27 protein-coding genes are annotated in these 23,973 nt (G+C 69.6%); 8 read left to right on the top strand and 19 right to left on the bottom strand.

Translation table 11 applies throughout. The features are described 5' to 3' along the window. Nucleotides 1-5: 5 nt before the first annotated feature. The 7 genes from ABZ857_RS31360 to ABZ857_RS31330 all read right to left on the bottom strand — a co-directional run bounded on the left by ABZ857_RS31360 (nucleotide 6) and on the right by ABZ857_RS31330 (nucleotide 7,592). On the bottom strand, nucleotides 6-956 hold the full coding sequence (locus ABZ857_RS31360; RefSeq protein WP_357050011.1) for an ABC transporter permease: 951 nt from the start codon (nucleotides 954-956) through the stop codon (nucleotides 6-8). A gap of 15 nt (nucleotides 957-971) precedes the next feature. Further along, nucleotides 972-2,588 carry an ABC transporter substrate-binding protein gene (locus tag ABZ857_RS31355; RefSeq protein WP_357050009.1) on the bottom strand — a complete coding sequence of 539 codons (1,617 nt, stop codon included), beginning with the start codon at nucleotides 2,586-2,588 and terminating at the stop codon, nucleotides 972-974. A 62-nt stretch (nucleotides 2,589-2,650) separates the two neighbouring features. Next, nucleotides 2,651-3,733: an LLM class flavin-dependent oxidoreductase gene (locus ABZ857_RS31350; RefSeq protein WP_357050006.1), complete on the bottom strand. Its 1,083-nt coding sequence runs from the start codon at nucleotides 3,731-3,733 to the stop codon at nucleotides 2,651-2,653. 67 nt (nucleotides 3,734-3,800) lie between these two features. Then, complete coding sequence (locus tag ABZ857_RS31345; protein WP_357050003.1) at nucleotides 3,801-5,078, bottom strand: NtaA/DmoA family FMN-dependent monooxygenase; 1,278 nt, start codon at nucleotides 5,076-5,078, stop codon at nucleotides 3,801-3,803. 14 nt (nucleotides 5,079-5,092) lie between these two features. After that, the gene (locus ABZ857_RS31340; RefSeq protein ID WP_357050000.1) at nucleotides 5,093-6,322 is read right to left on the bottom strand and encodes an acyl-CoA dehydrogenase family protein; all 1,230 of its coding nucleotides are present in this window, start codon (nucleotides 6,320-6,322) and stop codon (nucleotides 5,093-5,095) included. A gap of 339 nt (nucleotides 6,323-6,661) precedes the next feature. Continuing rightward, entirely contained in the window at nucleotides 6,662-6,982 is a 321-nt protein-coding gene (locus ABZ857_RS31335; RefSeq protein ID WP_357049997.1) for an ABC transporter ATP-binding protein, read from the bottom strand. A 97-nt stretch (nucleotides 6,983-7,079) separates the two neighbouring features. Further along, nucleotides 7,080-7,592, bottom strand: a complete 513-nt coding sequence (locus ABZ857_RS31330; RefSeq protein WP_357049994.1) for an MFS transporter — start codon at nucleotides 7,590-7,592, stop codon at nucleotides 7,080-7,082. An 8-nt stretch (nucleotides 7,593-7,600) separates the two neighbouring features. Here ABZ857_RS31330 and ABZ857_RS31325 point away from each other — a divergent pair, with 8 nt between their 5' ends. Beyond that, complete coding sequence (locus ABZ857_RS31325; RefSeq protein ID WP_357049992.1) at nucleotides 7,601-7,972, top strand: MarR family transcriptional regulator; 372 nt, start codon at nucleotides 7,601-7,603, stop codon at nucleotides 7,970-7,972. Between the two features lie 81 nt (nucleotides 7,973-8,053). Here ABZ857_RS31325 and ABZ857_RS31320 read toward each other — a convergent pair whose 3' ends face one another. The 4 genes from ABZ857_RS31320 to ABZ857_RS31305 form a co-directional block, all read right to left on the bottom strand. Next, on the bottom strand, nucleotides 8,054-8,194 hold the full coding sequence (locus tag ABZ857_RS31320; RefSeq protein WP_357049989.1) for a hypothetical protein: 141 nt from the start codon (nucleotides 8,192-8,194) through the stop codon (nucleotides 8,054-8,056). A 699-nt stretch (nucleotides 8,195-8,893) separates the two neighbouring features. After that, nucleotides 8,894-10,003 carry a hypothetical protein gene (locus tag ABZ857_RS31315; RefSeq protein WP_357049986.1) on the bottom strand — a complete coding sequence of 370 codons (1,110 nt, stop codon included), beginning with the start codon at nucleotides 10,001-10,003 and terminating at the stop codon, nucleotides 8,894-8,896. A gap of 192 nt (nucleotides 10,004-10,195) precedes the next feature. Further along, nucleotides 10,196-10,669: an aegerolysin family protein gene (locus ABZ857_RS31310; RefSeq protein WP_357049983.1), complete on the bottom strand. Its 474-nt coding sequence runs from the start codon at nucleotides 10,667-10,669 to the stop codon at nucleotides 10,196-10,198. A 365-nt stretch (nucleotides 10,670-11,034) separates the two neighbouring features. Beyond that, entirely contained in the window at nucleotides 11,035-11,346 is a 312-nt protein-coding gene (locus ABZ857_RS31305) for a hypothetical protein (protein ID WP_357049980.1), read from the bottom strand. 145 nt (nucleotides 11,347-11,491) lie between these two features. Here ABZ857_RS31305 and ABZ857_RS31300 point away from each other — a divergent pair, with 145 nt between their 5' ends. Beyond that, nucleotides 11,492-12,208 carry a tyrosine-type recombinase/integrase gene (locus ABZ857_RS31300; RefSeq protein ID WP_357049977.1) on the top strand — a complete coding sequence of 239 codons (717 nt, stop codon included), beginning with the start codon at nucleotides 11,492-11,494 and terminating at the stop codon, nucleotides 12,206-12,208. Between the two features lie 277 nt (nucleotides 12,209-12,485). On the opposite strand, the gene ABZ857_RS31295 is transcribed toward ABZ857_RS31300, so the two are convergent. The 3 genes from ABZ857_RS31295 to ABZ857_RS31285 all read right to left on the bottom strand — a co-directional run bounded on the left by ABZ857_RS31295 (nucleotide 12,486) and on the right by ABZ857_RS31285 (nucleotide 14,361). After that, nucleotides 12,486-13,067: a dihydrofolate reductase family protein gene (locus ABZ857_RS31295; protein ID WP_357049974.1), complete on the bottom strand. Its 582-nt coding sequence runs from the start codon at nucleotides 13,065-13,067 to the stop codon at nucleotides 12,486-12,488. A gap of 66 nt (nucleotides 13,068-13,133) precedes the next feature. Continuing rightward, entirely contained in the window at nucleotides 13,134-13,973 is an 840-nt protein-coding gene (locus ABZ857_RS31290; RefSeq protein ID WP_357049971.1) for a helix-turn-helix domain-containing protein, read from the bottom strand. 151 nt (nucleotides 13,974-14,124) lie between these two features. Continuing rightward, on the bottom strand, nucleotides 14,125-14,361 hold the full coding sequence (locus ABZ857_RS31285; protein WP_357049968.1) for a Tn3 family transposase: 237 nt from the start codon (nucleotides 14,359-14,361) through the stop codon (nucleotides 14,125-14,127). Here ABZ857_RS31285 and ABZ857_RS31280 point away from each other — a divergent pair. After that, nucleotides 14,254-14,727, top strand: coding sequence for a Tn3 family transposase (locus ABZ857_RS31280; protein ID WP_357049965.1), 474 nt, complete (start codon nucleotides 14,254-14,256; stop codon nucleotides 14,725-14,727). The two genes, ABZ857_RS31285 and ABZ857_RS31280, sit on opposite strands and share 108 nt — an antisense overlap. After that, nucleotides 14,724-14,915, top strand: a complete 192-nt coding sequence (locus tag ABZ857_RS31275) for a hypothetical protein (RefSeq protein ID WP_357049962.1) — start codon at nucleotides 14,724-14,726, stop codon at nucleotides 14,913-14,915. The genes ABZ857_RS31280 and ABZ857_RS31275 overlap by 4 nt, the downstream gene beginning before the upstream one ends. Nucleotides 14,916-15,103: 188 nt before the next feature. Here the strand turns inward: ABZ857_RS31275 and ABZ857_RS31270 are convergent, their stop codons facing one another. After that, the gene (locus ABZ857_RS31270) at nucleotides 15,104-15,706 is read right to left on the bottom strand and encodes a GNAT family N-acetyltransferase (protein WP_357049960.1); all 603 of its coding nucleotides are present in this window, start codon (nucleotides 15,704-15,706) and stop codon (nucleotides 15,104-15,106) included. Between the two features lie 450 nt (nucleotides 15,707-16,156). Here ABZ857_RS31270 and ABZ857_RS31265 point away from each other — a divergent pair, with 450 nt between their 5' ends. After that, a complete protein-coding gene (locus ABZ857_RS31265) occupies nucleotides 16,157-17,107 on the top strand; it encodes a transposase (RefSeq protein ID WP_357050255.1) in 951 nt (316 codons plus the stop codon). A 252-nt stretch (nucleotides 17,108-17,359) separates the two neighbouring features. On the opposite strand, the gene ABZ857_RS31260 is transcribed toward ABZ857_RS31265, so the two are convergent. After that, nucleotides 17,360-18,769, bottom strand: coding sequence for a S28 family serine protease (locus tag ABZ857_RS31260; RefSeq protein ID WP_357049957.1), 1,410 nt, complete (start codon nucleotides 18,767-18,769; stop codon nucleotides 17,360-17,362). Between the two features lie 190 nt (nucleotides 18,770-18,959). On the opposite strand from ABZ857_RS31260, the gene ABZ857_RS31255 reads away from it, so the two are divergent. After that, a complete protein-coding gene (locus ABZ857_RS31255) occupies nucleotides 18,960-19,301 on the top strand; it encodes a DUF5713 family protein (protein ID WP_357050252.1) in 342 nt (113 codons plus the stop codon). 379 nt (nucleotides 19,302-19,680) lie between these two features. Here the strand turns inward: ABZ857_RS31255 and ABZ857_RS31250 are convergent, their stop codons facing one another. Genes ABZ857_RS31250 through ABZ857_RS31240 form a run of 3 tightly spaced genes read right to left on the bottom strand, consistent with a single transcriptional unit; the run spans nucleotide 19,681 to nucleotide 22,403 of the window. Then, nucleotides 19,681-20,664 (bottom strand): ABC transporter substrate-binding protein, encoded by a 984-nt coding sequence (locus tag ABZ857_RS31250; RefSeq protein WP_357049954.1) that lies wholly within the window; start codon nucleotides 20,662-20,664, stop codon nucleotides 19,681-19,683. Between the two features lie 18 nt (nucleotides 20,665-20,682). Beyond that, nucleotides 20,683-21,447 (bottom strand): amino acid ABC transporter ATP-binding protein, encoded by a 765-nt coding sequence (locus ABZ857_RS31245; protein WP_357049951.1) that lies wholly within the window; start codon nucleotides 21,445-21,447, stop codon nucleotides 20,683-20,685. Then, complete coding sequence (locus ABZ857_RS31240; RefSeq protein ID WP_357049948.1) at nucleotides 21,444-22,403, bottom strand: amino acid ABC transporter permease; 960 nt, start codon at nucleotides 22,401-22,403, stop codon at nucleotides 21,444-21,446. Before ABZ857_RS31240 ends, ABZ857_RS31245 begins: the two co-directional genes overlap by 4 nt. A gap of 325 nt (nucleotides 22,404-22,728) precedes the next feature. On the opposite strand from ABZ857_RS31240, the gene ABZ857_RS31235 reads away from it, so the two are divergent. Beyond that, complete coding sequence (locus ABZ857_RS31235; protein WP_357049945.1) at nucleotides 22,729-23,427, top strand: GNAT family N-acetyltransferase; 699 nt, start codon at nucleotides 22,729-22,731, stop codon at nucleotides 23,425-23,427. Nucleotides 23,428-23,485: 58 nt separating this feature from the next. Continuing rightward, entirely contained in the window at nucleotides 23,486-23,947 is a 462-nt protein-coding gene (locus ABZ857_RS31230; RefSeq protein ID WP_357049942.1) for a cupin domain-containing protein, read from the top strand. Nucleotides 23,948-23,973: the final 26 nt, after the last annotated feature.

Genomic DNA, 23,973 nt, shown 5'->3' with positions numbered 1-23,973 from the left:
GGCGCCTACCTCCTCAGCCGTGGGTTGAGAGCGTCCACCGTGATGTCGGTGAGCAGGTTGACCAGGAGATAACAGAGCGCCACGAGGACCACCCCGCCCTGGATGAGCGGGTAGTCCTTCCCGTTGACCGCGTTCACGAGCTGCGTGCCGATGCCGGGCCAGTTGAACACGCTCTCCACGAAGATCACGCCCGTGATCAGGGTGCCGATCTCCAGGCCGATGATGTTCACCACGGCCGGGAGGATGTTGCGCCCGATGTGCTTGCCGATCAGCCGCCGGCGCGGCACCCCCTGGGAGGCGAACGTGCGGACGTAGTCGCTGTGCGACTCCTGAATGATGCCGAGCCGGGTGAACCTGGCGAGCACGAGCGTCGAGATCAACGCGGCCGACAGGCCCGGCAACACCAGGTGGGCCAGCAGGTCGCCGAAGCCGCCGCCGTTCCTGGACTCCATGCCGCTCACCGGGAGCCAGCCCAGCCGCAGGGAGAAGATCCAGATGAGGATCAGCCCGAACCAGTAGACCGACAGGTTGCTGCCGGTCTGGACGAACAGCATCGCGAAGCGGTCCAGGAACCGGCGGTGGTTGGTCCCGGCGACCACCCCGATGGCGACGCCCAGGACGGCGCAGATCACGACGCCCGCCGCGGTCAGGATCAGGGTGTTGGCGAAGTTCGGCAGGAGGATGTCGAAGACCGGCCGGCTCTGCGCGATCGACATCCCGCCGCCCGCCGTGAACAGGTCCTTCACCCACTTCACGTACTGCTGCCACAGGGGCAGGCTGAGGCCGTACGACGCGCGGATGGCCTCGACCTGCTCCGGCGTGTGGTCCCGCGCGAACTGCGCCTCGATGGGGTCCCCGGGTGTCAGCCGGCCGACCAGGAAGGTCAGGGCCGACACCACGAGGAGCACCGGGACGATGTTCAGCGCTCGCCACAGGATGTGCTTGAGGGTTCCCATCGCCGTGATCGGGCCTCAGCCCGCCAGCCAGACCTTGGTCAGGTCATACCAGTTGGTGGCCGCGTACACGAAGCCCCGCACGTTCGGGCCCAGGGCGTAGTACCTGGTCAGCGACACCGCCGGAATGGCGATCGCGCCTTCGCGGGCCTTCTTGTCGGCCTCCTTCCACAGCTCGATCCGCTTGTCCTGGTCCGTGGCGTACCGCGCCTTGTCCAGGGCCTTGGTGATCTCGGGGAAGTCCGCCGGGTCGAGGCCCTTGACCGCGATGTTCGTGTAGTAGACCTGGTAGAGCCATTCGGCGTAGCTGCCGCCGTACTCGTCGATGCTCAGGCCGTCGTCCGGCTCCGGCTTGCCGAAGGCGCGGGCCACGTAGCTCGGGCGGTCGAGGGTGACGACCTTGACGTTCACCCCGATGCCCTTGAGCCGGCTCTGCAGCCACTCGGCCAGGTTCTGGTTGGCGACGTCGGCGACGATGGTGAAGCTCAGCCCGCCCTCGCCGTAGCCGGCCTCCTTCAGCAGGGCTTTGGCCGCCTCGGGGTCGTAGTCGAAGTCACGCGCGTCCGGGTCGTAGGCCTCGTTGCCCGGCGGCTCCAGGGAGTGCAGTGGGATCGCGTTGCCGTTGTAGACCTCCTTCGCCAGCGTGTCGCGGTCGATGCCCTGGATGACCGCCTGCCGTACGCGCTTGTCCTGGAAGGCCTTGTTCTTGAAGTTGAACGTGAAGTAGAGGAAGGCCGCGCCGTGCCCCTCCGGCACCTGGAATCCCCTGGACTCCAGCGTGCTCACGTCCTCGGGCTGGACGTAGCTGATGACGTCGGCCTCGCCGCTGAGCAGCGTCGCCAGGCGCGTCTGGTTGTTCGGGATGACGCGGAAGACGAGCTCGTCCAGGTAGGGCTTGGGGCCCCAGTAGTTCGGATTCCTCTTCAGGACGATCCGGTCCCCGACCGTCCGGGAGACGAACGTGTACGGCCCGGTGCCGCCGGGGTGGTCGGCGAATCCGTCGTTGCCGTACTTCTCCCAGGTCGCCGGATTGCCGATGGTGAGGGTGCTCATCGACTGGGCGAGGATCCTCGGCAACCCGAGGAAGGGCTTGGAGAACTCGAACTCGTAGGTGTGGTCGTCGACGACCCGGCCCTTCACGAGGTCGCCGAACCAGGCCGCGAGCCTGGCCGCGCTCGTCTTGTCGTAGAACTCGTAGCCCGGGTCGGAGATCCGGCGGACGTTCTTGTCCACCGACTCCGCGGTGAAGGCGGAGCCGTCGTGGAACTTGACGCCGCCGCGCAGGGTGAAGGTCCACTTCCTGCCGCCGTCGGACGCCTTCCAGTCCGTGGCGAGCGCCGGGAGGAGCTTCGTCGGCCCCTTCGAGTCGGACAGGTCCTCCTTGACCAGGCCCTCGAAGATGTTGCTCGACACGCGGTAGGTCTCCCAGTAGCCCTGCCGGTGCGGGTCGAGGGCGAGGGGTTCGAGATACAGGCCGCTCACGAGCGTGCCGCCCGCCGTGGGCGTGCCGCTCCCCTGCGCCCCTCCGGCGGCGGTCCCGCCGTTCGCGCCGCCGCCGCAGGCGGCCAGAGCCATTGCGCCCAGGAGCGCGATGACCCCGATGACCGCCCGCCGGCCGCGCATTCTCGATAGCACGATGCCGTCCTTTCACATGCTGGGGGAACCCGGCGGGACTGGCCCGCCGGGGGGAGGGAGGATCAGAAGGAGGGCGTGAACGCCAGCGGCGGCTGCGGCCGCGGAGCCGGGAAGACCGGGCGGGCGCCGTCGAGAAGACGGGCGGGCTCCGGCAGGGCCAGACGGTCGCGCAGCGTCGGCCCCTCCGATGGGCGCACGACCCCCAGGGCGGCGAGGCGCGGGACGATGTCGGCGACGACCGAGGCGTCCACGTCCGCGTCCGGCCTCAGGAGGATCCCGTCCACTCCCGGGCGGGCGGCCACCGACTCGGCCTCCGCGACGAGGTCGGCGGCGCCGCGCGCGCCGGTGACCGCTACCTGCACGAACAGCAGCGGACGACGGCCGTCGGCGGCGAACCTGGACGACGGGGCCGCGTCGAGCGCGCCGGCGGCCTGAGCGATCAGGTCCGGGCCGGGCGGCTCCGGAGCGCCGCTCCCGAGCACGACCAGGTCGGCCACCTCCCCCGCCGCCGCCACCGCGGGAACCGAGTCCGCGTACCAGGCCAGGACGGGAGAGCCCTGCGCGGTGGACGGCACGGTGAGCGGCCCGGCGATGTCGAAGACTCCCCGGTGGTCGACGTGCACGATCTGCTCGGCCCGCGCGAAGATCCGGCTCTCGCGGTCGGCGACGATCGACTCCCGCGGCCAGCTCTGCCAGAGCTTCTGGACGGCGACGGCCACGTCGCGGGTGGTGCCGACGCCCAGGGGCGCGCCCTCGGTGAGCCCGGCGCCTCCCCACGCCGTGTCCCCCGGCGCGTACCCGTCGCGGACGCCGAGGATCAGGCCGGACCTGCCGCGCGACAGGTGGTCGAGCGAGGCGATCCGGCGTGCCAGGTTGTACGGGTGGTCCCGGTGCGGGGCGGCGGCCGCGAGGAACGCCGTTCCCGGCGCGTGCACGGCGAGGAACGCGGCGGCGACCGTGGGTTCCACGGTCACCCCGGCGGGCGCGGACCCGTCGATCCTGTCGATGCCGGCGACGACGAACGCCGTCCCCGTGCCGTCGAGCCGGGAGGCCTGCCGGGGATCCGCGATCAACGCGGCCAGGTGGTCTCCCCCAAGCCCGATGGCCAGATATGTGGATGTTTCGGTGGTGGTGCTGTCACCCATGTGCGGGTCTTTCTGGTGGTGTGCCGATGTGGTCGAGTGCCGGCATGTGCTCGTGAGCCGGCGGGGCTCAGGCGGAGGCGGCCCGGAAGTGCCCGCGGAGCGTGTCGGTCGTGTATTCGTGCCGGAAGAGGCCGCGCTTGCGCAGGAGCGGGACGACTTCGTCGGCGATCACTTCGAGGCCGTCGGCGAGGAGGTCGGGCTGGAGGTTGAACCCGTCGACCGCGCCGGACCGGTACCAGTCCTCGATGTGGTCCACGAGCTGCTCGGGCGTGCCGACGAACCCGCTGTGGCCCGAACCGGTGTATCTCGTCTGCCGCAGGTACTCGCGTACGGTCGGATCGGTCGCGCGGATCTGCTCGTGGATGGACTGCCGGAAGCCGATGCTGCCTCCTGAGGACGCGAGGTCGACGATCGCGGCGAGGACCTCTTCGGGGAACTTCGCGTCGAGGTCGAGCTGCGAGACGTCGTAGCCGATCGCCTGGGAGAGCCACTGGACGGAGTAGGACGCCGGGCCGAGGTCGTGGAGCTCGTCGCTGCGGCGCCTGGCCTCCTCCTCGGTGCTGCCGAGGCTGAGCAGGAGTCCGGGCAGGATCTTGACGGAGTCCGGCGAGCGGCCCGCGTCGGCGGCGTGCCGCTTCACCTCGCGGTAGTGCGTGATCGCCCCCTCCTTGGTGAGCTCGGCGGCGAACACCCCTTCGGCCCGCCTGCCGGCGAGCGCCCGCCCCTTGGGCGAGCCTCCTGCCTGGAGCAGCACCGGGTGCCCCTGCCGTGACGGGGGGACGCGCAGCCTCCCGTCGAGGTCGAAGAACTCGCCGTGGTGGTGCACCTCTTCACCGGTCCGCGCCGACTCCCACAGCGCGAGGACGAGGTCGACGAACTCCGCCGCCCGGTCGTACCGGTCGTCGCGGTCGGGGATGTCCGGCAGGCCGAAGTTGCGGGCGGCCGAGGTGTCGCGCGTGGTGACGATGTTCCATCCGGCCCGCCCGCCGGACAGGTGGTCGAGGGACAGCAGCCGCTGGGCCAGGTCGAAGGGATCGTTCAGGGTGGTCGAGGCGGTGGCGATCAGGCCGACGCGCTCGGTCGCCGCGGCGACGTGGCTCCAGTTGACCGTCGGCTCCAGGCGGCCGGCGTTGGCGTCGTAGGACGGGTTCCCCAGCGCCGGCGCGTCGGCCAGGAAGACGGCGTCCAGGGTGGCCCGCTCGGCCACCCGGCCGATCGTCTTCCAGTACTCGCCGTCGACGAAGGAGTCCTTGTGGAGGAGGTCTGACTGCCAGGCGGCCGGCAGGTAGCCCAGCACCAGGACGTTGACCCCGAGGATGACGTGACCCGTGCGTACGTCGGACATCGATGGACCTCCGCCTACTCGCTCTGGCCGGCGGAGATGGCGTAGACCTTGGCCGGGTCGGCGTCGTTCACGTGCCAGTCGCCCAGGATGCGTTCCTTGTAGACGCGCGGGTTGTGCGAGGCGAGCGTGCGGGCGTTGCGCCAGTGGCGGTCGAGCAGCAGGTCCTCCGATACGCCTGAGGAGCCGAGCGCGTCGAAGACGACGGTCGTGGCCCGCAGCGCCGCCTCGATGATCACCAGTTGGGCGCGCGTGGTGGCGACGTGCCCGTCGAGAAGCGCCCGCTTCACCGCCTCTTCGTCGCCGGCGATGCGAGCGTGCGCGATCTCGTCCAGTGTGGCGGTCGAGGCCGACAGCGCGGCCTGCGCGCCGAACGCGTCGGCGGACACCTTGCCGACGACCTGCAGCAACTGCGGGTCGTCGCCGGCGCTCTGGGCGAGGCCGTGCCCGTAGTTGCGCTTTCGGGCCTTCAGGGCCGCGATGCCGTCGCGCAGCGTCGCCTGGGTGATGCCCGCGAGGATCGCCAGCAGCGCGGTCTGGTAGAAGAGCCCCTGGTAGGCGAAGCGGTCGGTGGCGGGGAAGAGGTGGTCGCTCTCCACCCGGGCCCGCGAGTAGTTCGCGCTGCCGCTCGCCGTGGTCTTCTGGCCGAATCCCCTCCAGTCGTCGACCAGGCTCACGCCGGGCTGGTCCGCCTTCACGAGTGCGGTGGTGGGCACTCCGTCGGGGTTGACCGCGAGCACGTCCAGCCAGTCGGCGTACAGGCTGCCGGTGGCGTAGTACTTCGCGCCGGTCAGGAGCCAGTGGTCGCCCTCGGGAACGAGCTTCGTCTGGATGTTGGCGTACGTCCCGTTGTTGGCCTCGGTCCACCCGCCGCCGACGAACTCGCCGTTCAGGAATCTCTCGATCCAGGCGTCCGTGGCCTCGGAACGCGGGGCGTTCAGACGGTCCTCCACGAACGCCAGATGGTTGCGCCACACGTGGGCCACGTTCGGGTCGGCGGCGCCGAGCTCGCGCAGGAGGTCGAAGGTCTGCCACAGCGACGCGCCGAACCCGCCCAGCTCGCGGGGGATGCGCACGGCGCCGAAGCGCGCCTCGATCAGCCACCTGACCTGCTCGTAGGGGAAGACGCGGCCCTTCTCGCGTTCCAGGTTGCCCTCGGCGATCTTCTCGAAGACCGGGCGGAACTGCCCGCGCAGCTCCTCGATGTCCGCGGTCGCATGCCGAAGCGAAGACGTAGAACCAGACATGTGCCATCTTTCGTGTCGGAGGCCGGGCAGCCGTGTACGGCCCGGGCCTCTCCGGTGTCGTGAAGTTCCCGGGCAGGCGAAAGCCACGGGACGGAACAGGGCAGGAGAAATCGGTCGAGGTCAGCCCGGTCCGGGATGACGCCATCCGGACATGTCAGCGGGCGCGAGCCTCGTTCCGAGCGGGGAAGGGCGCCGGAAACCGGATGGGGCCGGTCCGGCCGGACATGCGGCCGCCGGGCGCCGCGGTGATGGGACGGCCGTCAGCGACAGCGGTTGCTGGTCACGCGCATGTAGTCGACCACGCGGCGGAAAGTCAGGGCGACAGATCCGGACATATCCTTAATTTCCTACATGCATTGTCGGTTTAGCAACCATGTCTCGCGTATCGAGACGATCGAGACGTCTGGGAAGCGCGCTGACCGGCTCGTCGCCGACGATGACGCGGGGGCGCGGCGCGAGCGCGCGTGCGATGGCGATGCGCTGCCGCTGCCCGCCGGAGAACTCGTGGGGATACCGGTCCCGCACCTCCCGGCCCCGGTAGCGCACCGTGCCGGCGTCGACCCGTTCCAGCCCGAGCAGGAGACGGATCAGCGTGGACTTGCCGGCGCCCGACTCGCCCACGATCCCAAGGGACGAGCCTTCTGCCAGGTCGAAGCCCACGCCCCGTACGGCGTGGCGTACCGCCCCGGCACTCGTGAGGGAGGTGCGCGGCAACCGGTAGGCGCGGCTCAGCCCGCCGCCCGGAACAGGTGCTCACTCATGCGCTCCTCCCCCGAGTCCGCGTCCGCGACGTCCGCGGTGAGGGCGGCGGCCTGTGGGTGCGGCAGGACGCGATCAGCGCGGCGGCGAGCTGGCTGCCGATGACGCTGCCCACGGTCCGGGCGATGTTGTTGATGCCGTTGGCGGTGCCGGTCCGGGCCAGGGGCACGATGTCGGCGATCAGCTTGGGCAGCGCCCCCCCCATCACGAGCCCGGAGCCCGCCCCCACGACCGCGTAGAACACCAGGTGCTGCCAGTACGAGGCATGGCCGAGCGCCATCAGCCCCGCCCCCACGGCGAACAGTGCGAACCCGCACGCCAGCGGCCCTCGCGGACCGAGGGACGCCGAGATGCGGCCGACGGCCGCACCGGCCGGGACGATGGCCAGCATGCCGGGGAGCATCAGGAGACCCGCCAAGCCGTCTGCCGTGCATGTCCCCCAGCCGGCCCAGGAGGGCACGGAGGGCACGGAGGGCACGGAGCTGACGTTCGCCGCCGCGCTGGTGCGCATGTCCCCACGTGGTGCAGTACGTCTTCGCCGACGTAGGCCGGGAACACGGCGTCACCCCGCAGCAGGCACAGTTGCTGTGCGTGCTGGCCGGCGGCCCGATCGGCATGACCGAGCTCAGCCGCCTCCTCCATCTGGAGAAGTCGGGCCTCACCGGGCTCGTGGACCGGGTGGAGCGGCGCGGGCTCGTGACGCGGGTCAGCCACCCCCGGGATCGCCGCGCCTGCCGGATCTCCCTCACCGACGAGGGCGCCCGGCTCTGCACGAAGGTGCACGAGGAGATCTGCGCGCGGCTGGACGTCCTTGGCGAGGCGATGCCGGAGGCCGACAGGCGCGGGATCGCCACGGCCCTCACGGGCGTGGTCGCGTGCTACGGCCCCTGATGTCCGTGGCGCGGCCCCGGCGCGCCGTCAGCGCGGGCGTGTCGGTCCCGCCGTCCTCGTTGCTCCGCACCGACGCGCGGCTCAGGTCGTGGTGAGCCTGCGGACCGGCGACTTGCACGACCGGCGCTGCGCCGGGGTCTGCGAGTCGAAGCGGACCTGCCAGTCGCCCGTCGACGGCACCTTCCTGCGTAGCGCGAAGCCGCCGTCGGAGCCCGTCGTCACCGACCCCCGCACGGTCTCGGTGCCCGCGCCCGATGGGTCCAACCAGAGCCGGACACGCTGCTGGGGCAGCGGATCCCACCAGGTGGCCCTTGACCTCGGCGGGCGGCCCGCTGGTGACCACCGCCTGGAGTTCCCAGCGGGGCCGCCCCGGTGGAGCGGCGCCCGCTGGTTCTCCCCGGACCTCATGGTGACTGCCGCCGACGCCGAAGCCCTGGCGCGTGGCGAGGCCGGCTACGTGCTCGGCGAACTGCGCTGCGCGGCCAACACCATCGAGAACAGGTCCTTCGTCAGCCAGCACCCCGATCCCGGCCGGCTGCGTGAGGCGATGGCGGCCACCCACCCGTTCCGGCCCTACAGCCGAGGGGCGTCGCGGGCAGGCCTCGTCTGGCCACCGTCGCTTGGGCCTGGCGGAGGGGTTACCAGGTTTCCCCCTCGCGCAGGAAGCGCCAGAGGCGGTCGGAGAAGTCTTGGTCGCGGTTGAGGTAGAGGGTGTCCCAGCTTCCAGGGCCCATGTAGGTGCCCAGCGTCAGGGCGAGCTTGGGGTTGTTGCGGGGGCGGAAGGCGGCCCAGCCGGTGACGTGGCTGGACCCGGTCTCCTCCAGTCGACGGGACCAGTCCTGGGCAGCTGACCCGTCGCAGGTCTTGATGACGACCTTGCCGCCGTCGAGAACGGCGTGTCGACATCGAGGCCGGGATGAGTCAGTTCTTTGGCCATCCGTCGTCGATATGGCCAGTCTCGGTAAGGGTGCGCCAGTCGGCGATCAAGGTTTCGGCCGAATCGATCCGGTGGACGGTGTAGTGATCTCCGCGGAACCAAACGCACAGGGCGACACGCTTCCCGTCGTTTTTGAAGTCCCGGCTGACGGCCACCTTCTTCCACTGCTCCCTGACTTCTTCGGAGGTGGTGGTGACCTTCAGCTCGTGTTCGTAGGAGGAGCTGACCGCGGAGGAGAATCCCTCGTAGGAGAACGCGAGGTCGAGGCTGACGCGGATGTTGGTGGTCTCCTCGACCACCTGCGCGTTGCGAGTGGTCAGCCCAATGTAGGCCTCTTCGGTCTTGGTGTAGTTGCTGTTACCGGCGTGCTCGTAGTACAGCACCTGCTGCCAGTAGCCGTAGCGCCGAACGATGTAGTACGGGCTGTGCTTGGCCTGCCAGGTGGTGTCCTTACCGGGCTCGTTTATTGCCAGGTAGGGGATGGCGACCTGGCCGATGAGGACCTCGTCGGTGCGCATCCTGGGCTGCTGGAAGCCCTTGAGCCGGTCCACGTCACCGATCTGGGACGGGTCGGTGTCGATGTGGGCCAAGTTCTCGACCTTGGGCAGGTGATTGACCCTTTGGAGAGTGAACCGGGCCAGGGTTTCATCGTCGTCCCCGACGACCAGCGGCGGGTCGCCCGCCTTCTTGCGGCGAGCGTACAGGCTGGTGCTTGCGTTGGTGATCTCGTAGCCGACGCCGTTGCCGACGATGCCCCAGTGGGTGAGGGTGTTGGCCGCCCAGGCTCGCTGCTGGCCGGAGGTTTCGATCACAAGGTTCGTGTCCGCGGCGCTGCTGAGGTTTTCAGGCATCACCAGCTCGCCCCGGTTGACGTTGACGATCCAGTAGGTGGTGCGTGCGCTGTTGATCGGCATCAGGTGGAAGTAGTTGGCGGCCTCGGGCTTGGCGGCCAGGTCGAGTAGGCACTTGGGCAGCTCGGGCCGGTACACCCGCACGTTGTTCCCGTCGGCCTGTTTGATCAGGTAGATGCCGCCCGGCTTGAGCGTGGTGCCGGAGGGCTGGGAGGCGTCGTAGGTCTGGTCGGCTGTCGTCACAGCGCACTCCTTGGGAATGAAGGATCACAGGGAGGCCGGCCTTGCCGCGACCCGGACCGGCCCCCGGGAGGGCGCGGTCCGTCCCCGGCGGCCTGACCTGGCCGGTAGGAGGCTCCAGAACAGGCCGCGGGGGATCGCCGCTGCGGGACCGGGTCGGTGATCTGTCTGGGTGAGAGCCGGTAGGCCGGCGGATCAGTCGGGTGCCGAGACCGTGGCGGTCACGGAGGCGTTGTTGCCGTTACCACCGGTGTAGTCGGTGTCGAAGACCTGGTCGGTCTGGTCCCAGTCGTAGCTGTTGCGTCCCGTGTAGGGGTTGTCCCAGTGGAAGCGGATCCGCTTGCCTGACTGGGTGCAGTTGCTGGCCAGGTAGTTCACCGCGGCCTCGGTGCCGGTCATGAATCCGTCGGACTCGGTCTCGAAGTTGTCGCTGCCGCCGGGCTGAATCGTCTGCGCGGGATCTGTGACCCAGATTCCGTGGTCCAGCTCCTTGTCGCGCAGCGTCAGCACACACTTGGTGGTGTTGTTGAACGTGACTGCGACGCTGCGTGCCGCGCGCTGCTGTCGTGCCACCGAGTCGGGGGCCGGCGCGGCTTGTGCGGCACCAGGAACCGCCGCAAACCCGGCTCCCAGCGCCGCTACGGCGGCCAGGCGAACCCAACGGGTCATCGAATGCTCCTCTCCTGAGACGAGATGACTTTGACTGGACGTCGCGCAAAGGCAGACCGAAATCGTCCTTCCTTCCCGGGCGGGCCGACTGGCGATCTCCCAGTAGTCTGTACTTTGCGTAATCGACCTGTCACTCACCGTATTTACATGTCCTCCTCCCGGCAACGACCGATCCGCCACTATGCCCTTACCAGGAGACGACGCCGCCACCGCCCGGAGTTCGCGCACGAAGGCATCGACCCTCGCGTCGTGGCCCTTCTGTGCTCATCTCGCGTATTGGCACCACGATGCGCAGATCGTGTGCCGAGACCGCGCTGGCGTCTCAGCACCCTGGTGCTCCAATGTGGTCGGCAGCGGCCGTGGCCTTAGTTCACCGAGAAGCTTCCGGAACCCGGCGTAAGGTGCGCGCCATAGCCGGGCTGGACCGTGATGCCCGGGATGAGGCAGAACGGGTCGGCGTACACGACGACGGGGGCGTCGGTCTGGTTGTCCAGGGAGTGGGCGGCGATGGGCAGCTTGGTGCAGCCGGTGGGGTCGGTGTAGATGCCCAGCGGTTGGAACTCGGTGGAGAAGACCACGACTTCGCCGGTGGCGGCATGGGCGGGGATGGCCGTGCCCAGCAGGCCGGCCAGGGTGCACCCGGCGGCCAGGGCGACGAGCGGGAGGTGAGTTCTCATGGGGGCTCCTGCCATCTGTCGGCGGCGGGAAGGCCGTCGGCTAACGGGCCTTCACCAGGACGCCGCCACTCAATCACAGATAGTTATCGTGTGACTACATTAGGTAATCAAATCGTGATGCCCCAGCCGCGACTACAAGACCCACATGAAGACTGTGCTGCGCCGCGCGTCGAATACCGTCAACGCCCACCTCACCGCGTTGGACCACTTCTTCACCCAGCTCGGACCCGGCCCCGCCGTCGTCCGCCGCGACGACGCCCCCAAGCTCGCGCCCCGCGCCCTGGACGCCCGCCCGCAGAAGCGCTACCTGCGCGCCGTCGAACGCCGCCCCCTCGCCCGCGACCGCGCCATCGGCCGGCTGCTGTTCTACTCCGGCGTCCGGATCGCCGAGCTCGTCGCTCTGGACGACGTCCCGCTCTCGGCGCGCAAAGGCAAGGTCATCGTCCGCTCCGGCAAGGGCGAGACCTCCCGCGAGATCCCGCTCCTGGACGGCACCGCGCGGACCTCCATCACCGGGTGGCGCACCGACCGCGCCTCCTGGCCCGGTGCCGACGCCCCGGCGCTGTTCCTCAATCGCCGCGGCGCCCCGACAAACAGCTCCGCATCTCCCGTCTTCGCCTGTCGTTCGCCTTCGGCAGCCAGTCGGGAGAACCATCAGCAACCTAATGAGTCAGCGCTCACGCCCTGGTGGCGGACACGACATCCCCTCAGCGATCAACTCGCCCCGTTACCGGCAGAGGCACGGTCTTTCGCTAGGACTCTCGGTCCAGATCGAGGGGGTGCTCACCTGCCGGCGGCTACCAGTTCCGAGTCTGCCCAACGGCGACGCGGTAGCTCTCATCAGATCGAGGTTAGCGTCTGATATCGATATCAGAAGCTCTGATGGGAGGGCGGCGTCGGCGCGTTTGATCGGGCCCAAAGTCCCGAGGCCACGCTCAGGCCAAGTCCGTTCGGGGGTCGGCCACGATACGACGGAAATCGGCAACCATAGTGATCTTGAGTTACTTTCCGCAGGTGAGCTGCTGGGGCGGATCGGTGTCGGCTGCCCGACCAGGGACAGCGATGCGGCAAACACAGCCGGAGGCCCGATCTTGTGTCACCGTTCGCAGTGGACTTCTTCGCGTACCCGCTCAGATCGGTCAACGGCGCACCCGATAGCGCAGGTGAAGCACCCGGTTGCCCTGAATCATCACGTCGGGATCCTCCAACAGGTGCTGCGCGTGGACCGACCCGAAGTAGCGCTTGCCGGACCCGAACACGACGGGTACGACGTCCATGCGCACCTCGTCGATCAGGCCCGCGGCAAGCACCTGGCCACCGACGTCGCCAGCGGCGACCTCGACCAAGCGGTCACCCGCAAGCTCTTGCGCCTTGGCCACGGCTGCCTCGACGCCGTCGACGAAGTGAAACGGCGCCTCGGGGTCCCAGCCCTCGGGCTCCGGCCGGTGCGTCACGACGACCACGTGGTCGATGCCGCTCGGAGGCTTTCCGTCCCAGCCGTCCGTCAGGTCGAAGACGTGGCGGCCGACGATCGTGACTCCGATCTGGTCCCAGTACGAGCGGGTGTAGTCGTGGGACGTCTGCGACACCTTCAGCGCGCCGCTCTCGTCCAACGGGACGTCACCGCTGGACAACCAGTCGAACAGCGGTCCGGGCTGGTCATTCTCGTCCGCGACGAAGCCGTCCACCGACACCGAGCTGTACATGACCACCTTGCCCACGGGGCTCTCCTCTGCTTTGGGATGCCCCCAAATTAGCGTGTCGTGAGCTGTCGCTCTTGTAAGAAATCAATCGGCCGGCAGCGGCCAGCCGTCCAGCACGTGGCCGGGATGTTCGCGCAGGAACCGCCGCCGGACTTCGACGTACCGGGTCGGCGTGAGCCCGGTGAACGCCCGGAACTCGTGGCCGAAATGGGCCTGGTCGAAGTAGCCTGCGCCACCGGCGAGGTCGCCCCAGTCGATCGGTCCGGCGGGGTTGATCGCGAACACGGTGGCGGCGAAGCGGTAGGTGCGGGCCAGCCGCTTCGGCGTGACGCCGATGAGCTCCTTGAACCGCTGTGCCAGATGAGTGCTGCTGACACCGGCTGCCACGCTCAGGTCGCCGATCGCCACCGCCCCGCTGGTCGCCGCGATGACGCTGCTCGTATGGCGGACCAGCCCCAGGCCGGCGGTCTCGCACAGCCGTCGAATCAGCTCCTCCTCGAGCAGCGTCAGCATCTCGTGCGGTCCGCCCGCCGTGGCCAGCCGGTCTCGCAGCTCAGCAATGGCGGGCCGGCCCCAAACCTGCTCTACCGTCACCGGCCGGTCACGCAGCTCGGCCGCGGGCATCGGCAGGAACGGCGCCAGCCCCCACGGCTTGAAGTGCACGCCGACGGACCGGGTCCGGAGTGGGTAGCCGAACTCCAACGCGCGGGTGGGCATGGTGACCACGCAGCCGTCGGCGTACTCGGCCGTCTCGATGTCGGTGCCGGCGCGGATGCGGAACGGCGCCCCGAGGTTGACGATGAGCAACGCCGACGGCATCGGCGGCAGCGTCAGCCGGGCGTACGGCGGCGCACCCTCCAGGTAGTAAAGGTCGTCGATCAGCCCGTCGAGCGGCGGTCGCGGCACTCTGGACACGTAATCCACGCCCACAGCATCGCCGATGCCCCGCCGGCATCGCGCCGGGATGGTCCAGCCGCGCTGCCGCCGGAACGGGCGAGCGTCCGGCGTTACGCCGTCGGCAGGTCGGTGAGGTCCGGGCGCCGGTCGGTGCGCAACTGGATCTCACCGTAGGGGGTCATGTGGTGTGGAACAGCGGCGTGAGCCCGCGCCGGTCGGCGTCGGTCAGGACGTTCTCCCACTCGGGTAGGGCGAGGGTGTCCCGGATCATCAGCGTGTTGATCAGACCGAGGGCCGACTGGAGAATGTGCAGCCACAACATCCCCAGTTCCTGTTCTTCGCGCCGGTTGGAGGCGAGCTCTCCGCGCTTGCCGAACTTGATGTAGTCGTTGACGCCGTTGTAGTTCTCCACCACGTTCCGTGGTCCGAATCATGGAACGCGGGAAACTCGATCACCTACTTCGGCAAGGGTGGCGACATCCCGGGCAACCGCCGCGACGAACAGGAGCTTTCCGTGCTGTGCCTGCGGGTGCTGCAGGCCGCCGTGGTCTACCTCAACACCCTGGTGATCCAAGACGTCCTCGACGAAGGCCTGGTCGCCCTCAGCGCCGACGACCAGCGCGGCCTGACGCCGCTGTTTTGGAGCAACATCGCCCCTTACGGCGAAGTGCGGCTGAACATGAACAACCGGCTCGCGCTCAGCGCCACCACGCCACCGCCCGCAGGTGGCGATGATGACCCCGAACTTCCGCCCACCACGACCGAGGGACAACCACGATGACCCGCACCCACACCGGCGTCTACACCGAAGCGTTCCGCGAACAGCACACCACCTCCTTCGCCGAGGGCCTGGCCGTGACTGCGGCGGCGGCCGCCGCCGGCGACTTTACTCGGGCCGCCACCGCAGCCGCCCGCCCGCGCGCTGACGGCGGCCACCTGGCTCCGCCAGGCCGCCAAGCTCCTCGATGAAGACGTCTGGATCGCGGTGAAACTGCCCGGCGCCTACGAAGGCGACGACGACCTGCCCGACGGTGCCGCAGCCCGTCGCTGGACCACAGTGGCAAACGAGAGCCGTTTGTCGAGAGTGGCTCTCATGATCGAAACGACCGAGGGTCCGTGTCACATGGGCAGGGACCACGTTCGCGCGCAGAGCGCCTCTACCGAGGGTTCCTCCGCATACACCAAGTGCGAGGGCCCTCGTCGGGAAGCTGGACTTCGGCAGTGACGATGAAGCCGAGGCGTTCGTAGAACGCCACGTTCCGCTCGCTGGAGGTCTCCAGGAACGCCGGGTACCCGGCGCGTGCGGCCGCCTCGATACCGGGGGCCAGCACGGCGCTGCCGAGTCCCCGCCCTTGGGTTTGGGGTGCGACCGCGACGGTGTTGAGGAACCACGCCGGTTCCTGCGGCCGGTACGGGGCGACGGCCTGCTCTGCGGCCTCGAAGGCAGACGCCCGGTCACCGGCTAGGTCACCGATCAGCGGGCCGATCTCGGCGAACGCGGGCGACGGATCCTGGTCGGGGGTGGCCCACACGGCGACGGCAAGCCCCTCTTCGGCGACCCACACGCGGCCGTACACCATCCCGATGCGGGTCAGGCACAGCTCCTGGAAGCGCCGGATCCGATCCACGTGGCCGTCCGCGGCGACCACGTGCCGGGTGTAGGGATAGTCGGCGAAGGCCCGGGTGAGAGTGTCGACCGCGACGGGAATGTCGGTGGCGGTGATGGGGCGCACGGCCGGGGCGTCCTGGTGTTGCAGCATGCCAGGCAAACGATCTTTACGGCGGGACCATTCCTTCATTTCGCGCTGAGTGATCGACCTCACTGTCTGGAGTCGCCGCGGTAGACGACGGCCACCTGGTGCAGTTGCAGACCACGATGACCGCCGAGAGCCGACCCTGGACGGCCTGGCGGCCGCCGCCTCCCACGGCCGCAAAGGCGGCCGGCCCGCGATGGTCAACCCCGACGTGCTGGCCATCGCCCGAGCCCGCCGCGTCCGCGGGGAGTCTGTCACCGCGATCGCCAAACACCTTCGTCTCGGGAGATGTACGTCCGAAGCGTGGAGGGGTAACTCCGACGTATAGCCCGGTACATATCCGCTGGCGCCCCTCTCGCCTTCAGGTACTTCGCCCCCGACGGCGGGATGTACTCGTACGACCGGGACCACAGCCAGCTCTGAACGCCAGGATCAGCCCGAAGCGTGTTGTCGAGGATGCCAGTGGTGGTCTTGGCGGTGTTGCCCACGAGTTGGGTGGCCTCGTTGCCGAGGGGGTTGACGGACATGAGGTCGCCGGTGCCGACGGGCTGGGCCGCGGCCGGCCGGGGTGCTGGCGAGCAGAATGCCGACGCCGGCAAGGGTGGCTGCGGCGCGGCACGGCGGCGTCTTGCCCTCCGGGCGGTCGATCTGGTCGCCCCCGAGGCGTGGGTGCTGGACGACACCGGGCACGTCAAGGACGGGGACGCCTCCCCGGGGGTGGCCCGGCAGTACACCGGCACGGCGGGCAAGGTCGCAAACTGCCAGATCGCGGTCAGCGTGCACGCGGTCACCGACACCTGCTCGGCGGCGCTGAACTGGCGGTTGTTCCTGCCCGACAGCTGGGACGACGCTCTGGCCGAGGATGAGGGGCAGGCGGAGCGGATCGCTGAGCGGCGGCGGCGTTGTGCGATCCCCGAGCAGGTGCGGCACCGCCCCAAGTGGCAGCTCGCGTTGGACATGCTGGATGAGCTGGCCGCCTGGGCGCTGGTCCCGCCGCTGGTGGTCGCCGACGCCGGATACGGCGAGGCGACCGCGCTGCGGCTCGGGCTGACCGCCCGGGGCATCCCGTATGTGGTCAGCGTCAAGGGCGCCACCACCGCCTACCCGTCCGATGCCGAGCCGCAGACCCCGCCGTATGCGGGAACCGGGCGCCGGCCGGTGGCCAAGTACCGCACCCCGCGCTCCACGCTGCGGGAGCCGGCCCTGGCAGCCGGACGAGGCGCGTTGCGGCGGGTCCGATGGCGCCGGGGCGAAGGTCTTGCGGGCCCGGGTCGACGGCAAGGACGGATACGTCCTGCTGCCCCAAGATCGGCCGCTCCACCGCCTACGCAGCCCTCGCGCAACGCTGACCAGCGGCTATCTCACCTCGCGGCCCGTTTCTGCCGTATTCCGGTAGCACCCCCATAGGAGACGGCCTCACATTCCCAGGGGTTCACGACATGCCGGCCCTGTGACCCCAAGAAGGATGTGGCGTGCTGCGCTGCCTCCCGCCGGGAAGCACCAACAGCCCGTACTCGGGTGGCATGGCGTGACTCAGGCTCATGACCTGCTCGGGCGTCAGGAGCCGAATGCCGGGTGCCGAGATACTGCTCTTGTCCTTGGCGTTTACCGACTTGTGAGAATCGGCCAGGCCCCTGATCCATCCGTGCCCGGAAGCGCTCAGGTGAGCTGGGCCCACCGCCTGAGGGTGTCCGTGGCCTCGGCGTAGTCGCGAGAGGACAGGTGGCCGATGCTCGCGCCGTGGTTGGCGCGCGGGGCGACGAACACATGGCAGTCCGTCCCCTTCGGCGTGAACCGCTCGGCGCTCCAGGGATCCCGCCCGCCGTAGACGAACATCATCCGGCTCGCCTGCCGGGTCACCCACGCGTCCACGTCCCGCATGGCCCTGCCGTCGAAGCGGGAGCGGAGGGACGCGGGCAGCACCGAGTTCGGCTGGTAGAGCCCCGGATACCGGGTCAGACCCTTGAGGTGGGCGAAGCTCAGGGACGCCCAGCCGAGCTGGGTGGCCGCCTGGTAGTAGTAGGGCAGGTACGGCTCGATGCCCTGGTCGGTGTACAGCTCCCAGGTCTGGATCTTGTCCACCCATCGGAAGATGGCGGCGTCGGAAGCCTTCTCGCCGGGGATGCCCTTGCAGTCCTGCTGCCGGAAGTACTGCCAGAACGTCCAGGCGGAGTCGAGCACGCTCATCTCGAAGGAACGGTCGGCCGTGCCGATGGTGCGGCGGAAGGTGAGGCCCTCGCGCCTGGCCATGGCCGTAAGCCGGGGGACCAGGCTCTTGCGACGTTTGAGCGCCTCCCGCTGCACGGTACGCAGGGCGGCCCGGCACGACGGCGTGCCCACGGTCGCGAAGAACCGCTCGTAGACGCGGTCGTCGGCGTTGACCGCGTCGTCGGGCGCGACATAGGCCACGACTCCGTCGAGGTCGCCCGGATAGAACCGGTGGTGGTAGACGGCGGTCATGCCTCCCTTGCTGGCCCCCGTGCCGATCCAGGCGCCGCCGTAGACCTGCTTGAGCGCCTCGACGATCGCGTGTTCGTCGCTCGCCTCCTGCCAGATGTCGAGCTTCGCCCAGTCCTTCCGCTTCGGAAGCGAGGCGCCGAAGAAGCGGTGCTCGACGGAGAGCTGGTTGGCGTCGAGCGGATAGGTGGGCTCCTGGAGCCGCACCTTCTCCGGCATGAAGTATCCGCTGGTGTAGAGGACCACGGGCCGGTCCACCGATCGGTGCGAGAGAGTGAGCCGCTGCTGAAACGTGCCGCCGCGCGGGTTCCGGTGGTCCACCGGCTGGGTGAAGGTGAGGGTGTAGTCCTTGTAGCCCTTCGCTTGCCCCTTCTTCACCGACACCACGCGGAGACCGGGGACGGCCCTGAGCCGTGCCAGGAGGTCGTCCTTCGCGATCCCGGCCGTGGAAGCCTCGGATTTCGCCAGGACCGTCCTGGCACCGGTCGCCGGGGCGGCCGCCGCGGGGACCGCGACCAGGAGGGACGACGCCAGCGCCGCCGAGAACAGCGCCAGGGGTCCCCGCGTCCGCCTGACCGGATTCTTCAGCCGCGTGTACGGGCGCCCCGCCATTCCGTTTCCTCCCATGTCGATGTAGATCCACAACAGTGATCGGAAAGACTCTGTCGTATCGGCATTTGTCGGCACAACCGCAAAAGGGATCCGGCTCACGCTTGCCCGTGTCGCCCCAGATTGGGCAGATGTTGTCGGTGGCGTAGTGCAGCATCGGATCACCGAGCTGTCGACGGAATGGGAGATCGCGGTGGAGCCGACGAACCGGCAGGTGGCCGAGCATGCCTTTCTCAAGGGCATGTATGAGGACGAGTACTTTCCCGATCACGTCGTCGACAAGGGGAAAGCCATCCTCCTGCGGCTCTGCGAGCGGATCGAGGCCGAGCGGCCGCTGGACCTGGCGGCGCTGTACGTGCTCACGGAGGCCGCGACGGAGGAGTTCAACGCGCTGGAGGCGGAGTTCGAGGCGGCCGGCAGTGAGATCGAGACTTTCGCACGAGAGGCGATCGCCGAAGACTTCTGGTTCGTGGCGTCGGCATACGGGTTCGCGGAGGCGGACGCGGAGGAGTTGATCGCCGGCCGGGAATGGTGAGCCGAGTCCCATAAGCCGCAGAGGCGGGGCCGGGGGTACGTCGTGGCCGCTCCGCGATGGTCGCCGCCTACCGGACTGCTTTCGCGCGGATGAGTGCCGGATGATGGAGTGGCATAAGTGACGATATTTAGCTATTCGCGGGAATTCGGGCACCATCCGCTGGGGAAGGCGCTCACCGAAGCGGTGACCCTCCCCGGCGTCGAGACGGTGGACATGAGCGGACCCCTGCCCTGGAGATCCAGTCCGGGAACCGCCGCCGCGCCGCGCACCATACGCGGACCGCAGAACACACCACGCCGCCGCTCTCCTCCGGGAGGCGCGGCGCCGGAGGCGCGTGCCGGGGAACGGCGGCGCGGTGTGAGCCGGTGCTCGGCGGGGCCTACTGCTCGCGGGGCAGGCCGGGCGGGTTGACCAGGGATTCGGGGACGGCCTCGTTGGACAGGCCCCAGCGGGCGAGGACCTTGGCGTAGGTGCCGTCCTTGATGAGGGCGTTGAGGGCGTCGGCGATCGGCTTGGCCAGCCCGTTGCCCTTCTGCGTCATCGCGGCGATCAGCCCCTGGAGCGTGGGGCCGGCGCCGGAGTAGGTGCCGACGATCTTCGTGTCGCCGCTCACCGCCGCGTGGTACGCGGAGGTGGGGTTGGGCCCGAAGTACGCCTGGATCCGGCCGGACTTGAGCGCCAGGTGGGTGTCGGCCACCTGCTTGTAGTACTGGATCTGGACGGGCTTCAGCCCCGCGGCGCGGTTCTGCTCGTCCCAGCCCAGCAGGATCTTCTCCTGGTTGGTGCCGGAGCCCACGGCCACGCTGAGCCCGGCGACGTCGGCCGGCTTGGCGATCGACGTGATCGTGCTGTCCTTCGGCACCTCCCATGCCAGCTGGTCCAGCCGGTAGGTGGCGAAGTCGTAGATGTCCTTGCGCTCCTCGGTGACGGTGATGTTGGAGAAGCCGGCGGCGTACTTGCCGGACCGCACCGCGAGGAACAGGTTCTCCCACGACGTGGCCTCGATGCGCAGTTTCAGGCCGAGCACGTCGGCGACGAGGGAGGCGATGTCCTCCTCCACCCCGATCGGCGTGACGTTGTCGTCGGCGACGAACGACAGCGGCGGCTCGAAGGTGGAGGTGCCGACCAGGAACTCCCCCTTGGCCCGGATCTCGGCGGGCACCGCGGCGGCGATCGCCTCCACCTTCTGCGCCCGGATCCGGTCCTGCTCCGGGCTCGTGTTGATCTTTAGGGCGCCGGACTCCGCCGAGCCCCGCGAAACGGGAGCGGCGTCGGTCGCGGCGTCGCCGGGGACCGTGCCGCAGGCGGCGAGCAGCAGCAGGGCGGACACGGTGAGTGCGGCTAATCGGGATGCGGATGACATGCGATTTCCTTGAGGGGGTCAGAGCACCTTGCCGAGGAAGGCGCGGGTACGGTCGTGCCTCGGCCGGTCGAGCACCTGCGGGGGCGGGCCCTGCTCGATGATCTGGCCGGCGTCCATGAAGACCACGGTGTCGGCGACCTCGCGGGCGAAGCCGATCTCGTGGGTCACGACGATCATGGTGGTGCCGCTGCGGGCGAGCGCCTTCATCACTTCGAGCACCTCGCCCACCAGCTCGGGGTCGAGCGCCGAGGTGGGCTCGTCGAACAGCACGACTTTGGGCCGCAGGGCCAGGGCCCGGGCGATCGCGACGCGTTGCTGCTGTCCCCCGGACAGCTGCCGGGGATAGGCGTCGGCCTTGTCGGACAGGCCCACCTGCTCCAGCAGCTCGGCCGCCAGCGCCTCGACCTCCGCGCGGGGGCGGCCCTGGGCCGAGACCGGGGCCTCGGTCACGTTCTCCCGGACGGTGAGATGGGGGAACAGGTTGAAGTTCTGGAAGACGAAGCCGATGTGGGTGCGCCGGCGCAGGATCTCGCGTTCCCGCAGCTCGTACAGGCGGTCTCCGGACCGCCGGTAGCCGACGAACTCGCCGTCGATGGCGACGTACCCGCGGTCGATCTTCTCCAGGTGGTTGATGCTGCGCAGCAGCGTCGACTTGCCCGACCCGGAAGGACCGATGATCACCGTCACCTCCCCGGGCTGGACCTGCAGGTCCACCCCGCGCAGGACCTCCAGCGGGCCGTAGCTCTTGTGCACGCCGCGCACGTCGACCATGGGAGTGCTCATCGCCGCCCGCCTCCGCCCCCGGCCGGGCGCTGCCGCCGTACGGTGAGGATCCGGCGCACCCGCTGCAGCGGTGTGGGCGGCAGGCCCCGCGCGAGGCCCCGGCCGAACCTGCGTTCCACGTAGTACTGCGCGGCCGACAGCACCGTGGTGAGGACGAGGTACCAGATCGCGGCCACCAGCAGCATCGCGATCACCCGGCCGTTGCGGTTGTAGATCACCTGCACCTGGTAGAACAGCTCGGGCAGCGCCATGATGTAGACGACCGAGGTGCCCTTGACCAGGCCGATGATCTCGTTGCCCGCGGCCGGGACGATCGACCGCATGGCCTGCGGAAGCTGGATCCGGAAGATCTGCCTGGCCCTCGGGATGCCGAGCGCGGCCGCCGCCTCCAGCTGGCCCGGGTCCACCGACAGGAAGCCGCCGCGCACGATCTCCGCGGCGTACGCCGCCTGGTGCAGCGCCAGGCCGAGCGCGGCGGCCGTCACCGGTCCGATCAGGTCCATCGAGCCGACGGAGAAGAACGCGGGCCCGAACGGCACCCCGAACGAGATCTGCTTGTACAGGGCGGCGAGGTTGTACCAGAAGAGCAACTGCAGGATGAGCGGCACCGAGCGGAACAGCCACACGTAGCCCCAGGCCACCGAGGCGAGCAGCGGGACGCGGGACAGCCGCATCAGCGCGAGCACGGTCCCCAGCAGGAAGCCGAGCACGATGCCGAGCGCGGTCAGCTCCACGGTGAACAGCACCGCGTGCAGCACCGAGGGATGGAACAGGTACGCGCCGACGACCGGCCAGTCCCAGGCCGGATTGGTGATCAGCGCGTTGACCGCCATCGCCAGCAGCACCGCCACCACGGCGCCGGCGATCCAGCGCCCGGGGTGACGCGCCTTGATGACGGTCAGAGAGCCGGCGGATCCCGCCGCCGTCTCCTCCAGCACGGCGGGCGCGGTCATCATGCCTCCGTGGCGGTAGGTGAATGGACGTTACTGAGCGCGAAGGGCCGGACAGTCATGGAGCGACCCTCCCGGCGACCGCGCTGATCGCGGGCATCCGACATGCCTCTGACTTCAGCACAGGCATGGATATACCGTCAAGACCTACTTGTTTAGTAGGAATTGCTCTAGAATGCCTCCACAGGAGGACGAACGACAGGAGGTCCCATGCCGAAGGCATGCGTGTTCACCCCGTACGGCGGCCCCGGCGGCCGCGCCCGCGACGAGAAGGTCATCGAGGTGGGCGCGTGAGCGGCGGCCACGGCGAGGTGTCACGGGGAGAGCCGCGGTGAGCGACCGGCACCTCCTGGACAACCCGGCGTGGGCGGCGCTGACCGGCCCGCACGCGCGCTTCGCGGAACGGTACGGCAACGCCCTGCGCTACCCGGACGACGTCTGCCCGTTCTTCGCGCTGCCCGACGACCCCGGCCTCTCGGACTGGAACGACCTCGCCGTGCTCGCCGGGCCCGGCGTGACGGTCCCGGTCACCGGTGGCGCCGTCGGGCCGCCGGACGGGTGGGAGGTGGTGGCGCACGGCGCGGGAGTGCAACTGGTCGGCGACGACGTGGTCCCGGTGCCGGACGACGAGGCGGTGCGTCTCGAGGCGGCGGACGTGCCGGAGATGCTGGACCTCGTCGCGCGCACGCAGCCGGGCCCGTTCCGGCCGCGCACCATCGAGATGGGCACCTACCTGGGCATCCGTCGTGGCGGCGCGCTGGTCGCGATGGCCGGGGAGCGACTGCACCCGCCCGGGTGGACGGAGATCAGTGCGGTCTGCACCGATCCGGCCTTCCGCCGCCAGGGCCTGGCGGCGCGGCTGGTTCTGGCCGTCGCCGCCGGCATCCGCGCCCGCGGCGAGACCCCGTTCCTGCACGCCGCCGCGAGCAACACCCCGGCGATCCGGGTATACGAGGCGCTCGGCTTCCGTCTCCGCCGGCGGACGACGTTCACCACCGTCCGCGTGCCCGCCGACGTGCCGGTCGCGTGAGCGCGAAGACACCGTGTGCGGCCGCGGCGCCCGCCGATGCGGGAGGGAGGATGGACGGGTGAGCGTCATCCTTCCCGAAGACCCGTTCCACCGCAGGCTGCATCATGTGGTTCCGGCCGATCTCGCCTCCGGCACCGCGCAGACCGGCGGGATGCGCCGCCAGGCCGCCATCAGCGGCGCCACCGTCGGTTCGCGCCGGCTGTGGATGGGCCAGACCCACGTGGCTCCGGCGACCGTCTCCGCCGACCATCACCACGGCGACTCAGAGACCGCGATCTACGTGGTCAGCGGCACACCGTCGTTCGTGTTCCTCGACGTCGACGCCGAGGAGCCGCACGAGGTGCGCATCGACACGAAGCCGGGCGACTACATCTTCGTGCCCCCGTTCGTGCCGCATCGAGAGGAGAACCCGGACCCCGATCTGGAAGCCGTCGTCGTCATAGCCCGGAGCACCCAGGAGGCGATCGTGGTCAACCTGCCCGAGCTGAAGTGGACCGGCCCGGTCCGGACGACGTCCTGACCGCACGGCGCATCCGCCCGGCGGCG

It is taken from the genome of Microbispora sp. NPDC046933 (assembly GCF_040644635.1).
Lineage (GTDB): Bacteria > Actinomycetota > Actinomycetes > Streptosporangiales > Streptosporangiaceae > Microbispora.
The sequence above is the reverse complement of the archived record's forward strand: the minus strand, read 5'-3'. Positions and strand labels throughout refer to the sequence as shown.